Source organism: Bradyrhizobium sp. ARR65, from assembly GCF_000472385.1.
Lineage (GTDB): Bacteria > Pseudomonadota > Alphaproteobacteria > Rhizobiales > Xanthobacteraceae > Bradyrhizobium.
Genome location: NZ_AWZU01000089.1, coordinates 1 through 14,360 on the forward strand (window position 1 = coordinate 1; position 14,360 = coordinate 14,360).

Here is a 14,360-nt window from a genome sequence, read left to right on the forward strand (position 1 = left end):
CTGACGACGAGGCGCGGCGGCTCGTGGAAGCGAAGCGCGTCGGCGACATCGGACTGATGGAGGACCACCAGATTGGCCTCGCAGCCGGCTTCCAGGCCGTATCGCCCGAGGTTGATGGCTTTGGCNGCACGCGTCGTGATCATCTCGTGCAAAGCCTCGATCTCGCGCCGTTTGGTCATCCACAGCAGGTGCGAGGCCAGGAAGGCGACCTCCAGCATGTTGTTTCTGCCGAACGGATAGTACGAATACCGTCAACTCCGATAGCACGATCTGTTGTCGGATGTCATTCTCGTGTTCATGGATGCGCCTCTACACAGTGCGCGTTGGCCGTTCGATCAATGTGTTGGGGAAAGCAGCCAACAGGGACTGGCAGCGAGGTGCTGTTCAGCCTCACACTCCCGCCGAAAGAGTCCGGAGACGCGCGGCTACGGCCTTGCTGACCGAGGCGTGGATCAATTTGGGAAATCTGGGTGGCAACTCGTCGGCCAATCGTTCCATGACACCGTCCGCGGCCGCTGCGAGTTCCTCGATCACGGTTTGAACCGTCGTTTTCGAAAGCCCCGCCGCACTTCCGGTTTCGATAAAATGTCGACCTTGAATTCCCTCAATTCTGTAGTGGTTGGTGGCGCCCACGGCCATCGCGAGCTTCATCTGCTTGCGCTCGATCTGACGGGCGTCGAGGCTGGGCTGAGCGGAAAGGACGTCATAGAGAGGCGTCAGCCGATAGCTGCCGCCCGGTCCCAGAAAGATGCTGAAATTCTTGGCGTGTCCGTCCGTCGCGCCAATGAGCCAGAACAGGATTTGGGCCTTGAGTACGGTCTTCCGATCCTCATCTGGTGTGTCGCTGCCCTTCAGGAGGTCGAGAATCTGCACGAGTCCAGGGCCGCCATCGCTCTGATACTTTCTGCTGGGAGAAACCGACAGCGCTTGGCAGCAATCCTCCTGCGGCAGACGCAACAAGCGCCCGTCTCGCGTCCAGCGTCGGTCGAAGCGCTCAATAACGAGCGCTGTGATTTTCCCGAATCTCTTGACGGCGGCATCGTTGACGGGCAGCCCGAAGGCTGCGAGCAGCCTCAGGCAATAGAATTCATTCTCGACGCTTTTCGACAGATCGATGCCGTTCGGCAATTCACCGATCTGAGGCTTGAGGATGTGAGTCGTCGGCGTCGTCCTGAGAGGCTTGCACCAGCGCTTGCCATCCCAGAGCAACGCCGTCTTTTCCTGTGCCCCGGCGACAGAGATGCGAAAGTCATCGTCTCGGCTTAGGCCAAGCGGTGCCTGTCCGAGGCCTCGCAGCAGCTTTTCGATGGCGGCATCATCGACCGGCTCGCCTTCGATCGCGGTGCGGCGCTCATCGACTTCATCGGCAATGAACTGGAGCGCACCTACACAATCTCGACCGATGGCCGCGAGCAAACTGTAGGCATCGGCCCCTTCGGCACCGACCCGTTCTGCAACGCGCCGGCGCAGTGACTCAGAGTCGGGAAGCAAATTCTCAAAGACCGCACTGACCGGAGCGCCACGATAAGCATCTTCTCGTAGCGGCAATGAAAGAGAGACTGGGATGGCATTTTGCCAAGTGAGCCAGCTTTCGTCATACCGAAAGCTAATCGCGCCGCCCGACTCCTTAAGAAGATGGCCGACGAGGCGATTGTTGAGATAGACGCGCAGCGGCACATGCTGTCGGCGGCGCGGCATCAGAAGATATCCTCGATGGTGGCAGCTTGGCCTCTTGATCGTGGTCCGACCTTGAATTCAAGATCGAGCGCGGCGAGAACGGCAAAAATCGTGTCAAGCTTCGTTGCTGGATTGCCACTCTCGATCAGGGAAATCGTCTCCTGACGCAGTCCTGCCTTCTCGCCGAGCCGCGTCTGGCTCCATCCCCGCTGCTTGCGGGCGCGGCGGATTAGGTTGCCGATCTGTTTGGGATTGCGGGCTAAATCCATCATTCGGGGATTATGGTGCCTTCCCGATAAGGCGTCAATATCGGAAATGGCTAATAAACACCTTATATGTGCCAACTACGATAAGCTAGACATATAGGAATTGTCGCTACAGCCTCAGGTTGGTATGGTGTTGAAATTTTGTCGTCATGAGGACGCCATAGCGACGCTGAGGGGGACGATCCAACGCACACAGAAAAATTGGGGGCGGAAGCGCTGAGCATCAGCATACACAATCCAAATCAATACATGGCGTCATTGCGCACCATCATTGCGCAAGGAAGAAAGCGCATTGGACTTCTGGTGGGAGCGGGCGCCGCCGCGGGGACCGCCAAAGACGACGAAAGACCTATCCCGTCATCCCCGCCGTCGAGGCTCACAACCCAGGTCTTAAACACGCTCGCCCCGAAATACGGCAGACAGATTGCCGGCCTTGTTCTCACCGACGATGACGATGCTATCGCCGGTTTCGACGTCGATCTCCGAGAAGTTTGCAAAGTTGCTTATTTTTATGCGTGAAGTGCGCACATTTTGCTCCCCCCAATTTTCTTATGCTTGGCCGCTGCGATTGGACCGGTCAGCAATCTCGGCGCATCGCGCCAAGAGCGCATCGAAAGATTCGGCGTCATCGAGAAGCAGACCATCGTCGACCATGTGGGCATAGTCGTCGCTGAGGGTCTTCAGCGCTTCGCCAGCCGGTACGAGCCGTAGGCCGCCCTTGACTGCTGCCGCATAATCGATCGGTTCGCGGTCGGCCGCCTTCTCGGCGAAGAACATCGCCTTGTGCCGCGCGACGGCGTTCGCCAGCTCCCGCTCGGCGAACGCAGCTTGCGCAAGACCTGCATCGTCTAGTCGCACGACGTCATGCCAATGACGAGCGAAGCGCTGCCACGCAGGCGGTCCTGCAGGCAGAAGACGTGGATCGCGGTCGCCTTCTCCCAGAACGTCCGCTCGGCATGCATCACGCGTGGCCGAGCGGTCGGAAAGACAACACCGTCCACCATCCCGGCCGCATCACAGGTGACATCGCGCAGGCTCGCCTGCTCACCGGTAGAGCGCGCGCCGAATTCGAGCATGACGCTCGGGGCTACGTAGCCCGAGCCTGTCGTCGTCGCCTCATAGTCAATGAAGAGCTTGTCATCGTCGATCCGGATCGCGGCTGAGAGCGGTCCCCTCGCCAGGGCTTCAGCGATGACCGACTGAACGGCCCCATCCACCCATTCCGGCAGGCGCTTGCGCACCTCGCTCGTCCAGCGCTTCTCCTCGCTTCGCGTCTTCGGCAACGCTTCGCCATTGTCACCGACGAGGTCAGGCGCGAGCACGCGAATGTCGTAGGTCAGATCGACGTCCTCGGAGAACCTCCGGATGACGCCGTAGGCTTTCGAAAGCGAGGTGCCGCCCTTGAACACCAAGTGCTCGCCGAGTGGCGAGTCGTAGAGCGTCGCCAGCGCCCACACGACCCACGCGCTTCTCAAGAAGATGCGCCGGTCGGCCAGATCGGTCGGCAGCGACGCTTAAGGCTTCCCGGCGATCTTCGGCCGGAAGGAGGAAGGCGTCAGCCGTGCGCGACCTTCCCCACGCTGCGCGCAAGCCAGGTTGGAAATAGAGGGGCGGCCGCCACCAGCTCGCTAAAGGCGGCCGGCGGAAGCTTTCGCTTCAGAGTGTGGAGAGCGGCCTCGGCCCTCTCCGGTCCGAGCCAGGCCAGCGCTCGCACCGCCTGACCCGCGGGCCGATGCGGCATGGCGAGCTGCCAGCGCGGCGCGTGGCGACGACCTGCTTGCCGAGGCTCATCTTCCGGCTACGCACGGAAGTGAGATAGACCGACCGAACCGGCACCTGTGTCGTGAGGCCAAGGGTGTTGGCGGCGGCGCCCCGCTCGGAACGATGAGTTCACCGTGCTGGCTGGCGAGCGCCTCGACTGCCTGTTCAACAGACGGCGCCCTCGTGCCGAACCGGCTCGTGATGGGGCGCAGATAGACGCCGCGACCCGCCCGGATCAGTTGGCCCCGCTCGGTTAGGCGCGACAAGGCCTGATCCACCGCAGCGCGATTGCCGAGGTGAAGCAAGCTCTTAGCGGCGATGGGCGTGCCCCCTGGCAGCCCTTGAGCGCAACGCTTGTGGCTGCTGGTCCCGAACATTCCTCAACGCGGAAGCTTATCGCGGGTCGGTTGGGCTGCCAGCGCCAGGTCGCCGGCTCGCGATACCGCTAATGGAACGTGACCGGGACGATGTCTCCACGATTGTTCTAAACCCAGCTATGGCATTGATCTAGCAGGGTTTTTTCTTGTCTTCGGCACAGAAAGCCGACCCTCGGGCCGTCAAAATCTTACGGTGTTGAGGGAAAGTCGCGCGAAATTTTTGTGCGGTGTCGGTACTATCGAGATCGATTGCCTCTCAGGACCCATTTCCGGCAACTGGGATGGGCTGGCTGCGAACTGAGAAAGTACCGTCGCGAACTCGTAGCATAGTGCGCTCTGCGACGCGACCCGCCGCAGCAGCGTCATCCCTATCCCTTACGCGTAATGAAGGCAAAGTCAGTGGCGCCTGCTTTCGCGGACAACTCCAGCCAGTTCTCGTTGAAGTCGGGCAAGTTGGCGTGCTCGAGCGCCGCAGCGGCCACCGCGGCGCAGTAAGCGATCCCGACATGCACGGTCGACCCCAAGAAATTGAGAAATCGGGTTAGGTCCGGCGGGTAAGCCAGGTCGGTATCACTGTCAAAGATACGGTGCCGCTCGCCATCCACGAAGGTGTTGATCGCGCTCTCCAACACCGCGTAGCCCAGAAACGCCTCCGCCGGCGCGCCAGGTTTCGTCAGAACGACATTGAGCTCGGGCCGCCATTCGAGTGTCTTCTGGCTGAGCGCCGGGTTGACGTGACCAACCGCGATGTTCCGGATGTACTTGGCGAATTCGAAGTTGCGCCGATGCGGCGTGATGATCTCCGAAATGGCTGGATGGTCCTTGTAGAGCGCACGACAGATCAGCTCGAGGTCGGTGACGTTCGCGCAGGACACCAGAAGCTGTTTCACCAGAATGAGCCTGACGCCCTCACCGGTGGGGCCGGCTTCAAGGGAAGCGTCGGCGGCGACAAGATCGCCGTGGGCCAGGCGAGCGGAAATGGCAATATGAACAAAATCCATGACTAATCCGCTCAAACGTTAGCGATCCGGAGCCTGTCCGTTCCGCACAAAATGGTCGAAGACGTCACTCTCCTCTTCCTCCTCCTGAAAGCGTGGGCCGTCTGCTTCAAATTGCAGCACGGTGATTTCCTGATCATACCGGTCAGAGCGAAAGCACATCTCATGCACCGGTTCGGTAAACCAGACACCAGCTTGTTGCGTGATGCCGGTCAGCGCACGGTCGGAGTAATCGCGCCTTGCGGCGAAAGCCTGCGAGGGTAACTCGTAGACTGTGTTCTTCGTCCTGATGAATCGTCCCGACTTCAGCGCAGGACCACTTGGTTTCGCCCAACGGGCAAAGCCCTCGTTCGAGACCACCATCATCGCCCGTGTTTCAGTGTATTCGAGCCAGCGCAGGATCGCCGCAGTCAACGACACGCCGTAGCGCTTCGCGAGGCGGCTGAGCGTGTCAAAATCTACCCGGGCCTTGGCCGGCTGCTGTCGGCGAAAATCGTGAAGCGGCATCAGCAGAGCCGCGGTGAACGCGTCGGCCTCCTGCTCAATGCCGGCCCCACCGCGACGATCCACTGAGTTCTCATCACAGTAGATGCCGCCGTCGAAACCTTCGTCCTGCTCGATCAACTGACGATGCAGGAGGTAATGGGCGAACTCGTGCCCAACGGTGAACGAGCGGCGTCCGTCCGACTGGCCGACATGATACATGATCGCCCATTGGCGCGGCCGCGCCTCCCCATAAACCAACGCGCCGACGCAGCCGGGGAGGTTGCGCTCGACGACCTCGTGGATGGGACTCTCGGGCGCGATCTGGCGAGAGTACTCAAGCGCAAGGCCGATCACGTCGACCGGCGCGCGATCAAACCGATCCGCTCCAAGGACCAGGTCGAGCATCTGCGTGATGCGGGCCGCCTCCTTCAGCGGCCGGAGGCGGATCGGCTGGCTCATTTGCGGGTCTTCGTGTCGAGGATGCGAGCCATCTCGCGAATCTGCCGACGCGTTTCCTCCGGGAGGCCGCTGTACTGCCGGAAGAAGGCGGTGTCCTCCGCCTCACTGAGGGTCTGCGTGTCAGCCCCGATCAGGTAGTCGACGGTCACCCCCAAAGCGCCTGCAATCACGGACAGCTTCTCGGCCGATGGCCTGGGCGGATTCTTGTTCTCGAGCTCCCAGATGTAGCTCTTCGACGAGCCGGTCTCCTGCGCGAGCTGATCGAGCGTCAGGCCCTTTTTCGTTCGTAAGTCCTTGATCCGCTCACCAAATTTCATAGCCGGCCCTTCTACTCGATCCGCCCCAACCCCGCGTTCGGAGTAGCTATATTCTATGTCCCTTGACAGACGCATTCAAGCTCCCCATCTTGTTCGGAGTAGACGCACTTGACTTCATATCATCCCGAACATCGCGCGGGCGGTGGCGAGATGCGCAGATGCAGCCCGCCACGGAGACCGATGTGAACATCCAGCTTGCGCCGACTGGCCTCAATCCCTTCGACGACCCTCTCGACCGAATCCTCGCGGAGATCGCGCTCAGCGTTCAGCTTCCGCCCTCGCTGCATGACAAGGCGAAGTCGCGCTACGAGGCTGTGCGCCGCCACCTTGAAGCGACGACCGCCTTCTTCGACCAGATCGAGCATTTTTACCCGCAGGGCTCCATGGCGATCGATGCCACGATTTCGACGCGCGGCACCGACGACGAGTATGATCTCGACGTCGTCTCGCAGCTCGGCGGTCGCTTTCGTGGCATGACGCCTCTCGAGATCCTGACCGAGCTCGAAACCGCGCTCGCCGACTATCCGGTTCAGCGGGTGCTACGGCAGACGCGCTGCGTCACTCTGTTTTACGCCGACAAGATGCATCTCGACGTCACGCCGTCGCTGCGGGTCCACGGCACGCTCGATCGCGAGAGCCTGATCACTCACGCCAAGGGCCCGCGCCGGTCGGCCGGCGACCGGTTCGTCGACATGAACGCCTATGGCTTCGCGCAGTGGTATGCGAGCAGGACGCCGCTCGAATTGCGCATGGCGAAGGAATTCCATCTGCGGTGGCTTGACCATGCCGGCCTTGCCGCTCGCGCTGACGCCGACGTAGACGATGTTCCGGATCAGTGCGATTTCATTGTCAAGAACACCGCGACGCTCGCCCTCCAGCTCCTCAAGCGCTTCCGCAACATTCGCTACGCCAGCTATGCCGGCCGCATTCCGCCGTCGGTGATGCTCTCCTACTACGCCGGACTCGCCGCGCAACCGAACATGTCGCTCAGCGCCATGCTCGTTCGCCTTGCGAGCTGGATCATCCGCGGCATCGAGCAGGCTTCGCTCTACAGGCGGCTTCTGCATGTCGCCAATCCGATCTGCGAGACCGATGTCTTCACGGACCGCTGGCCCGAATCCATCGCTCAGCAGGACGAGTTCGCCGAGCATCTGCGCGATCTCATCCGTTCGCTCGAGGCGATGCGCAAGGGGGAGATGTACCCCGACACGATGATGGACACGCTGCGCGGGAGCTTCGGAGACCGCGTCGTGACCCGGGCCGCCGACCAGATCGCCACCGAGATCGGTGGCGGCATCCAGCAGTCCCGTCAGCTCTACACGCGGCGGGGCGGCCTCCTGTTGCCCTCTGCCGCCGCGGTCGCAGCGCCGATCGTCAACCCGGCGGTTTCGTCGGCACGGCCTCACACCTTCTTCGGGAGCAAGATCTGATGACGGCGGCGATCCTCTCCATCGACGAGCAGGTCGCCGCGATGAAGGCGGCCTGGCCGCAGTTCTCGGCACGCCAGATCGACCGCCGTGCGCAGTCCGCGAGGTGGGTGGGGAGCGTGAGGCCGCAATATGCGAGCTACTCGCTGGAGATCCGTTATGAGGTCGGGTCTTTCCCCGAGGTGCGGGTGCTCTCACCCGATCTGGTTCGGTTGCCCGGCAATTCTGAGGGGCAGCTGCCCCATGTCTATCCGCCGGCCGAGGATCCGACTCTTTGCCTGTTCGATCCCCGTGAAAGGGAATGGACAGCGGCGATGACAATCGCGAGCACGACCGTCCCTTGGGCGCTCGACTGGCTCGCTTGCTACGAACTTTGGGTGATGACCGGGCGCTGGACCGGCGGCGGGCGCCACGCCGGACAGGACATCGGCGAGGCAAGGGAGACAACACGATGAACTATATTCCGCCGCGGCGATCGGACGGCACCATCCAGCACACGCGCCTGAAGCAGCCATGGCCGCAGGGCCGCCCATTCCGTATCCTGTCGATCGACGGCGGCGGAATTCGTGGCGTCTTTCCTGCAGCCGTTCTGGCCGAACTCGAAAGCCGCTTCCTGGGCGGCGCCTCTATCGTCCATCACTTCGACATGATCGCGGGCACGTCAACGGGCGGCATCATCGCGCTCGCCCTTGCCCATGGGATGACGGCTCGACAGGCATTGGACATCTATCTCGAGCGCGGCGACCGCATCTTTCCGCCGGCGGCTGGGCTCGGCAAGGTGTCGAGGGCGCTGCGTTGGGTGTTCAAGCCGAAGCACGACCAGGCCGCGCTCAAGGAAGAGCTGCTACGGATCTTTGGCGACAAGGTGCTCGACGATGCTGTCACCCGGCTGGTGATCCCGAGCTTCGAAGGACGCCACGGCGAGCCGTTCCTCTATAAGACGCCGCACCACCCGGACTACCGGAAGGACCGCCACAAGAAATTCGCGCATGTGGCCCTCCACACGACGGCGGCCCCCTCCTATTACCCCGGTGTCGAGGACGACGGTTACGTCATGATCGATGGCGGCATCTGGGCCAACAATCCGGTCATGAACGCCTTGGTCGACGCCCTTGCCTGCTTCGACATTGCGCGTGAGGACGTGCGTATCCTGAGCCTGGGAACGGGTGAGTCCACCTTCACCGTCGATGAGCGGGCGCGTAACGGCGGCATCAAGGATTGGGCGTTCCTGCGCTCTTTTAATGCGGCCGCCCGTGCGCAATCCCGCAATGCCCTCGGCCAAGCCTATCTGCTGGTCGGCAAGAACAACGTCACACGGATCGATGTACCGGAAAGCGATGCGCCGATCGCGATGGATGACGTGCAGCGCTCGGTCCGGGAACTGCCGATGGTGGCGCGCAGTCTCGTCGAAGGCGCCGGGCATCACATCGAGCGTGTGTTCCTCGACGGCGCGGTGGAGCAATTTATCCGTTGCCCGATGACGTAGACGTCTGATCGAGCACCGGTCCCTGCCGGGCCGTGACCAAACGACACGCGAGCTCTCGCTCGCCCCAGCGTGTCGAGAAAGGAATAGGCTCGTCGTCATCCTCCTGAAGAGACTGCCTCTCCTCCCGCCAGTTTTGGGCGACGGCATCATATTCACGGCGCACGCGCTCCAGATGGAAGCCAAGGAGTTCGAGACGGGAACGACGTGCTTGAGCGGTCGCGTGAACGCCATCTCGGAGGGCGTGGGGTCCTCGCCCTCCTCCTCGTACCAGTCGTAGTCGAGCTGGTCGCTCTTGATCGCCTTTCGATCCCTTTCCTGAAAAATCGATCCGTGATCGATGCCGCGGTGATTCTTGCTGTACGTGACCGACACGCCGGCCACATCGAGCGTAATTTCCGTACCCAAGCTCCCCCCAACCATACTGAGGCGTCCGTCGACGCCGTCTTGTCGCGTGTTCATTCTACCTATCGACCTTGAGCGATCCTGGCCGCAAGGGCTTGAGCGAACCCCAAGTCGGCATGGGTGGGTCCAGCTCAAGGTCGCACGCCTAATGCCCAGAGTCAGCTCGCGCTCTGAAATCCTGATCTACGCATCTACGGCTCTACGGAATTGCGGGGAAAGCCTTCCCCTGCATCCGTCCTGATCCTCTGGGGCGCAGTCATCGAGCACTGCCATCCGGGCCAGAGCTGGCTCACCTTTCGCCAGGCTCTGTCGCTCGGCGGCAACGTGCGCAAAGGTGAGCGCGGCACCACCGTCGTTTATGCCGACCGCTTCGTGCCGGACGACGAGAAGCGGCGCGCCGTTATGCCGATATCGGCATAATGGCCACGCGACCGGCCACCCCTCCCGTCTCGGCCGCGATCTCTCGGGCTCGTTCGGAACCAAGAAATACGCATTCGAGGAGCTAGCCGCCGAGATCAACGCCGCCTTCTGCTGCGCCTCGATCGGCATCGTGCCGACGGTGGGGCATGCCGACTAAATCGGCTCCAGCGGGAGGACAACCGCGCGATCGAGCCAGGCCAGCAAAGCAGCCGACTGTCTGCTAGTTTCCTGTCCGATCAGGACACCGCGCGGATTCTCTCGCACGGGCCGCTTGACTTTCCACAGGCTTGAATTGCAACGGGGCCTTGTCCATCTGTAGCCCATAGGTTACAGTTGGAGAGGTTCGGGAGCACGCATGCCTATAGTTAAAATCAATCCGATCAAAATCACGGGGCGCTGGCAGTCGGGGATCGCCCTTGACCTCCATACGACCAGCAGCACGCCGATCGGATACAATGAATTTGGCCACATGCAGTTTGATACCGTCCGACCGGAAATCGCCGAGCTTCTGTTCCGGCTGAAAAACCGCGCTGACAAAGACGCGGCGAGCCCGATCATTGAGACTGCCGTGAACTTTCTCGGCCCCCATCGCGACAAGTTCGACAGCATCGTCCCGGTCCCGCCTTCGCACCAGCGCGCCCTGCAGCCGGTCATCGTTCTCGCAGAGGGGATCGGAGCTGCGCTCGGAGTGCCGGTGCTGTCGTGCATCACGACGACCCGACCGACCACACAGCTCAAGAATGTGACCGATCCGGAGGAACGGAAGAAGCAGGTCGACGGTCTCTATCAGGTCGACGCGACGCAGACACAGGGCCGCAGTATCCTCCTCTTCGACGATCTCTTTCGGTCGGGGACCACCATGAACGCCATCACGGATGAACTGCTCGGCCCAGGCAAGGCCGCCGTCGTCCGTACCCTCACCATCACTAAGACACGGAGCAACCATTGAACACGATCTTCATAGGCGGCTCGCGGCAGGTTTCCCGGCTTCCCACCGAGGTGAAGAAGCGGCTCGACAATGTCGTCGCGAGCGGTCACCGCGTCATCGTCGGAGACGCCAATGGCGCCGACAAAGCCGTGCAAAAACACTTCCACGACATCCACTATGACAAGGTCACGGTGTTCTGCTCGGGCGCCTCGCCGCGCAACAACCTCGGGACCTGGCTCACCCATCACGTCGACGCACCCAAGAACGCGAAGGGCTTTCAGTTCTACGCGGCCAAGGACCGCGAAATGGCGCGTGAGGCCGATTTTGGACTGATGATCTGGGACGGGAAGAGCCCCGGTACCGTCCTGAATGTGCTACGCCTGGCCATCGCCGGAAAGATCGCTGTGTTGTTCAACGTCCCCGACAAGAAGGTCGTCAACATCAAGTCTGTCGACTCGTGGAGGAACTTCATTGCGCATTGCAGCGACGAGCTGCGCCGGGATGTGAAGGAGCGCGCGACGCCCGACGAATGGCGGCTGGTCGAGACCAGCGATCAACCCACCTTCCTGTCGGTGATGGAGAAAGCGCCGTCGGCTCAAGCGCCCGAGGACGTTGCGGGCGAGGACGCCGCCTCATCCGCGGCCCAAGCCCCAGCGCTCGACGAGGTCGTCAAAGCGCTCAACGACGCACTCGCCCGCTCGGACGCGACCGCGGTCAAGGAAGCGCTCGGCCAGATCGCGCGCGATCGCGGCATGAGCCAGGTCGCGCGCAAAACCGGACTCGCGCGCGAGAGCCTTTACCGATCGCTCGATCCCAAGGGAAATCCCGAGTTCACGACGGTGCTGAAGGTGCTCTCGTCGATCGGCCTGCGGCTTGAGGTCAAGCCCGAGAAGGCGGAGTCGGAGCGCGAGCCAGTCGCTTCACACGGTTGAGCTGCCGTGTGACCGATCGGGTGGCGCCGGACGAGAGAGTTAGAGGAGTGACGGTCGAGGCCGTGCTGCGAGAGGCCCGCACCGCCCTAGCGGTCGACCTTCTCAACCAGCGCGTTGACGCCATAGCTCACGCAATGCGCCAGCAGCGCCATGCGGCTGGTGTCGTCCAGGCCGGCGATCCAGTCCCACAGCGCGTCGTCGTCGGTCGGCACATCGAGCTTCCAGCCCTCATGGCGCTCGGCGACCGACTTGGCGGACGGGCTGTCCTTGAGGTCGTCGGGCTGAGCGGGAAAGAAGCACGCGAAGTCAAAGTCGCGCTGTCCGGCCTATTCGAACGCTTCGTCGGTCGAGCCTACCTTGAGCCCTATTTCGATCTCTCGATCTTCGCGCATCTCGGTAGTCGCGTCATCGACCTCGATCGCCGCCGGCAGGTCAAAGTCACCCGCCTCTCGCGGAGCGACCTACCGGATTGGATCGCCTGCGCCTCTGACCTTTCATCCTTGACCGTGGCCGAACGAGGCGCGCTGAACACCCGCCGGTTCCGATTACTTCCCTGTGGAGAATATCAATGGAACGATTTTGCACATCGGGTGGATGCATGAGAATCAGGCGCCGAAGTAGCCCCTTCTAGGGGCGGCGATATACCGGATGGTCCAGTAGTCAGATCGACGTTTTCCACCTGCCAGCTCGCCGTAGCAGCAAATCGTACGTCGTCCAACATGACCCCGAGGGCGTGCTGTTGGTCCAGCCCGCGCATCACCAACCTACCGTCGCCCCCGTAGACATGTCGTAGAACGATCTGCCGGTAGACCGGAACACTGTCGCCCTGCGCATGCGGGTCGTAGCGCGAGTCAAAGGTGATCGGCGATCGGACGCCGCGCATGCATACATCTTCATACGTGACCTGTTCGACGAGGCCGCCTCGACTAACGTCGCTCTTGATACGCAAGCCAGACGTCGTGCCGTCCAGGGTCAAGCCACGCACCAATATGTCACTGACGCCGGAGTTGAGCTCGCTGCCGATCGACATGCCGTGGCCCCACCCAAAGTAGTTGTTGATGATGGAGATATGCCGGGTCGGACCATTGCTTCCGGCTTTAATCGCGACGTTATCATCACCGGTGCGAATGATGCTATGCGTGATCGTCACATCCTCACTGGCGCCTGGATCGATACCATCGGTGTTGCGGGCGTCGCGCGGTGTGTCAATGGTGATGCCCCAAAAAGTCGCTCCTTGAACCCGGTTCATGGCCACATTGAAATTCGGGGAATTGCGCAACGTGATACCGTGGAAGGTGATGTCCTGTGCATGATCAATCTGTATCAGGCGCGGGACATTCTGGTAGCCGCCCTCGGTTTGTGCGCGCCGCGCCAGCTGCCACCAGCTTTCAGAGCTCCCAGCCATGAGCGCCCCGCCCTGACCATCGATACTGCCCTCGCCGGAGATGCCGCCCCCCCGTGTCTTGGAAAAGCTGATGAGGGGCCGGCAGCCGTCGCCTTTGCCTGCGATGCGACCGCAACTTCCGGAGCCCTTGTCGTAGGCACTCGGCTCGATGACGGCGAAAAGCGTAGCATCCCGCTCAATCCAGAGCGTTACGCCGGATTTCATCTCAAGGGGACCTGACAGGAACGAGCCGCCGGTCAAGTAGACCGCTGCGCCAGGGGGGCACTGAGCAATAGCGGCTTGCAGCCTGCCAGTGTCGTTCTTGCCGGAGGGCACCAGGCGGGCACAAACATCGTTGGGCGCAACAGGCTCTGCCACAGTGCGACGGTCTTTCGCCTGAGCTGCCGCGCAAAACCCTAACGCGGCAACCACGGACAGGAGGGTCCAGCAACGCAAACGATCTGACAAGATTACCTCATGCATGTTACCGAGCGGCGTGGGCGCAATTGACCAGCAACTCCGACCCGCATGATCTCCGATGCTCGTATAGCGAATGAAAACGTCGGCTCTGGCCACATCTTGAACGCGAGCGCCACGAGGCTGAACGGATCAACCATTTGTGAGCGCGTTCGTGTGTTTCCCTATTCGACAGTCACCGATTTCGCAAGATTGCGCGGCTGATCGACGTCAGTGCCCATCACGACCGCGGTATGATAGGCCAAGAGCTGNACCGGAATGGCATAGACCATGGGCGTAAACGTCGCCGCCATGTCCGGCATGACGATGGTGACGAGCGAATCCACGGTCGCCTCGGAGGCGCCCTTGGCGTCGGTTATCAGGATGATGTTGCCGCCGCGGGCGGCAACTTCCTGCATGTTCGAGACGGTTTTCTCGAAAACGCGGTCATGCGGCGCGATCACCACGACCGGCATGGTCTCGTCGATCAACGCAATCGGCCCGTGCTTGAGCTCACCCGCGGCATAAGCGTCGGCGTGGATATAGCTGATTTCCTTCAGCTTCAGCGCGCCCTCCAGGGCCAG

Annotated in this window: 15 protein-coding genes and 5 pseudogenes; 8 read left to right on the top strand and 12 right to left on the bottom strand. The window is 61.8% G+C overall.

Annotation, left to right across the window (positions count from 1 at the left end; all coding sequences use genetic code 11):
- The 3 genes from F758_RS45960 to F758_RS0141355 form a co-directional block, all read right to left on the bottom strand.
- Window positions 1-218, bottom strand: a 218-nt coding sequence (locus tag F758_RS45960; RefSeq protein ID WP_035725063.1) for an amidohydrolase family protein, incomplete at its 3' end; no start/stop codon positions are given.
- A 172-nt stretch (window positions 219-390) separates the two neighbouring features.
- Entirely contained in the window at window positions 391-1,698 is a 1,308-nt protein-coding gene (locus tag F758_RS0141350; protein ID WP_024513285.1) for a type II toxin-antitoxin system HipA family toxin, read from the bottom strand.
- A complete protein-coding gene (locus tag F758_RS0141355; protein WP_349544050.1) occupies window positions 1,698-1,946 on the bottom strand; it encodes a helix-turn-helix transcriptional regulator in 249 nt (82 codons plus the stop codon). The genes F758_RS0141350 and F758_RS0141355 overlap by 1 nt, the downstream gene beginning before the upstream one ends.
- Before the next feature lie 198 nt (window positions 1,947-2,144).
- On the opposite strand from F758_RS0141355, the gene F758_RS50505 reads away from it, so the two are divergent.
- Entirely contained in the window at window positions 2,145-2,462 is a 318-nt protein-coding gene (locus F758_RS50505; RefSeq protein ID WP_157450485.1) for a hypothetical protein, read from the top strand.
- A gap of 30 nt (window positions 2,463-2,492) precedes the next feature.
- On the opposite strand, the pseudogene F758_RS45965 reads toward F758_RS50505, so the two are convergent.
- From F758_RS45965 to F758_RS0141385, 5 genes and pseudogenes are all read right to left on the bottom strand, one after another.
- A pseudogene (locus F758_RS45965) lies at window positions 2,493-3,533 on the bottom strand (nucleotidyl transferase AbiEii/AbiGii toxin family protein).
- Window positions 3,499-4,081 (bottom strand): annotated as a pseudogene (locus F758_RS52585) (DUF6088 family protein). The pseudogenes F758_RS45965 and F758_RS52585 overlap by 35 nt, the downstream one beginning before the upstream one ends.
- A 368-nt stretch (window positions 4,082-4,449) precedes the next feature.
- On the bottom strand, window positions 4,450-5,082 hold the full coding sequence (locus F758_RS0141375) for a hypothetical protein (RefSeq protein ID WP_024513288.1): 633 nt from the start codon (window positions 5,080-5,082) through the stop codon (window positions 4,450-4,452).
- 18 nt (window positions 5,083-5,100) lie between these two features.
- Entirely contained in the window at window positions 5,101-6,024 is a 924-nt protein-coding gene (locus F758_RS0141380) for an ImmA/IrrE family metallo-endopeptidase (protein ID WP_024513289.1), read from the bottom strand.
- Window positions 6,021-6,341: a helix-turn-helix domain-containing protein gene (locus tag F758_RS0141385; protein WP_024513290.1), complete on the bottom strand. Its 321-nt coding sequence runs from the start codon at window positions 6,339-6,341 to the stop codon at window positions 6,021-6,023. The genes F758_RS0141380 and F758_RS0141385 overlap by 4 nt, the downstream gene beginning before the upstream one ends.
- Before the next feature lie 158 nt (window positions 6,342-6,499).
- Here F758_RS0141385 and F758_RS0141390 point away from each other — a divergent pair, with 158 nt between their 5' ends.
- The 3 genes from F758_RS0141390 to F758_RS0141400 are packed head-to-tail and all read left to right on the top strand — an operon-like array spanning window position 6,500 to window position 9,254.
- The gene (locus F758_RS0141390; protein WP_245286761.1) at window positions 6,500-7,771 is read left to right on the top strand and encodes a nucleotidyltransferase domain-containing protein; all 1,272 of its coding nucleotides are present in this window, start codon (window positions 6,500-6,502) and stop codon (window positions 7,769-7,771) included.
- Window positions 7,771-8,223 (top strand): type II CBASS E2 protein, encoded by a 453-nt coding sequence (locus F758_RS0141395; protein ID WP_024513292.1) that lies wholly within the window; start codon window positions 7,771-7,773, stop codon window positions 8,221-8,223. Before F758_RS0141390 ends, F758_RS0141395 begins: the two co-directional genes overlap by 1 nt.
- Window positions 8,220-9,254 (top strand): CBASS cGAMP-activated phospholipase, encoded by a 1,035-nt coding sequence (locus F758_RS0141400; protein WP_024513293.1) that lies wholly within the window; start codon window positions 8,220-8,222, stop codon window positions 9,252-9,254. The genes F758_RS0141395 and F758_RS0141400 overlap by 4 nt, the downstream gene beginning before the upstream one ends.
- Here F758_RS0141400 and F758_RS53670 read toward each other — a convergent pair.
- Window positions 9,232-9,713: pseudogene (locus tag F758_RS53670) on the bottom strand (HEPN/Toprim-associated domain-containing protein). The gene F758_RS0141400 and the pseudogene F758_RS53670 overlap by 23 nt on opposite strands.
- A 165-nt stretch (window positions 9,714-9,878) precedes the next feature.
- Between F758_RS53670 and F758_RS48980 the strand changes: the two are divergent.
- The 3 genes and pseudogenes from F758_RS48980 to F758_RS0141420 form a co-directional block, all read left to right on the top strand.
- Window positions 9,879-10,395 (top strand): annotated as a pseudogene (locus F758_RS48980) (zincin-like metallopeptidase domain-containing protein); the annotation flags it as partial.
- Between the two features lie 36 nt (window positions 10,396-10,431).
- Window positions 10,432-11,025: a ComF family protein gene (locus tag F758_RS0141415; protein ID WP_198026706.1), complete on the top strand. Its 594-nt coding sequence runs from the start codon at window positions 10,432-10,434 to the stop codon at window positions 11,023-11,025.
- Window positions 11,022-11,936 carry an addiction module antidote protein gene (locus tag F758_RS0141420; RefSeq protein ID WP_024513296.1) on the top strand — a complete coding sequence of 305 codons (915 nt, stop codon included), beginning with the start codon at window positions 11,022-11,024 and terminating at the stop codon, window positions 11,934-11,936. The genes F758_RS0141415 and F758_RS0141420 overlap by 4 nt, the downstream gene beginning before the upstream one ends.
- Before the next feature lie 89 nt (window positions 11,937-12,025).
- Here F758_RS0141420 and F758_RS48985 read toward each other — a convergent pair.
- Window positions 12,026-12,229, bottom strand: a pseudogene (locus F758_RS48985) (hypothetical protein); the annotation flags it as partial.
- On the opposite strand from F758_RS48985, the gene F758_RS50510 reads away from it, so the two are divergent.
- Window positions 12,167-12,538 carry a hypothetical protein gene (locus tag F758_RS50510; protein ID WP_024513297.1) on the top strand — a complete coding sequence of 124 codons (372 nt, stop codon included), beginning with the start codon at window positions 12,167-12,169 and terminating at the stop codon, window positions 12,536-12,538. The pseudogene F758_RS48985 and the gene F758_RS50510 sit on opposite strands and share 63 nt — an antisense overlap.
- Here F758_RS50510 and F758_RS0141435 read toward each other — a convergent pair.
- Entirely contained in the window at window positions 12,502-13,788 is a 1,287-nt protein-coding gene (locus F758_RS0141435; RefSeq protein ID WP_024513298.1) for a glycoside hydrolase family 28 protein, read from the bottom strand. The genes F758_RS50510 and F758_RS0141435 overlap by 37 nt on opposite strands.
- Before the next feature lie 173 nt (window positions 13,789-13,961).
- A partial coding sequence (locus F758_RS45980) for an SIS domain-containing protein (RefSeq protein ID WP_035725065.1) occupies window positions 13,962-14,360 on the bottom strand: 399 nt, incomplete at its 5' end.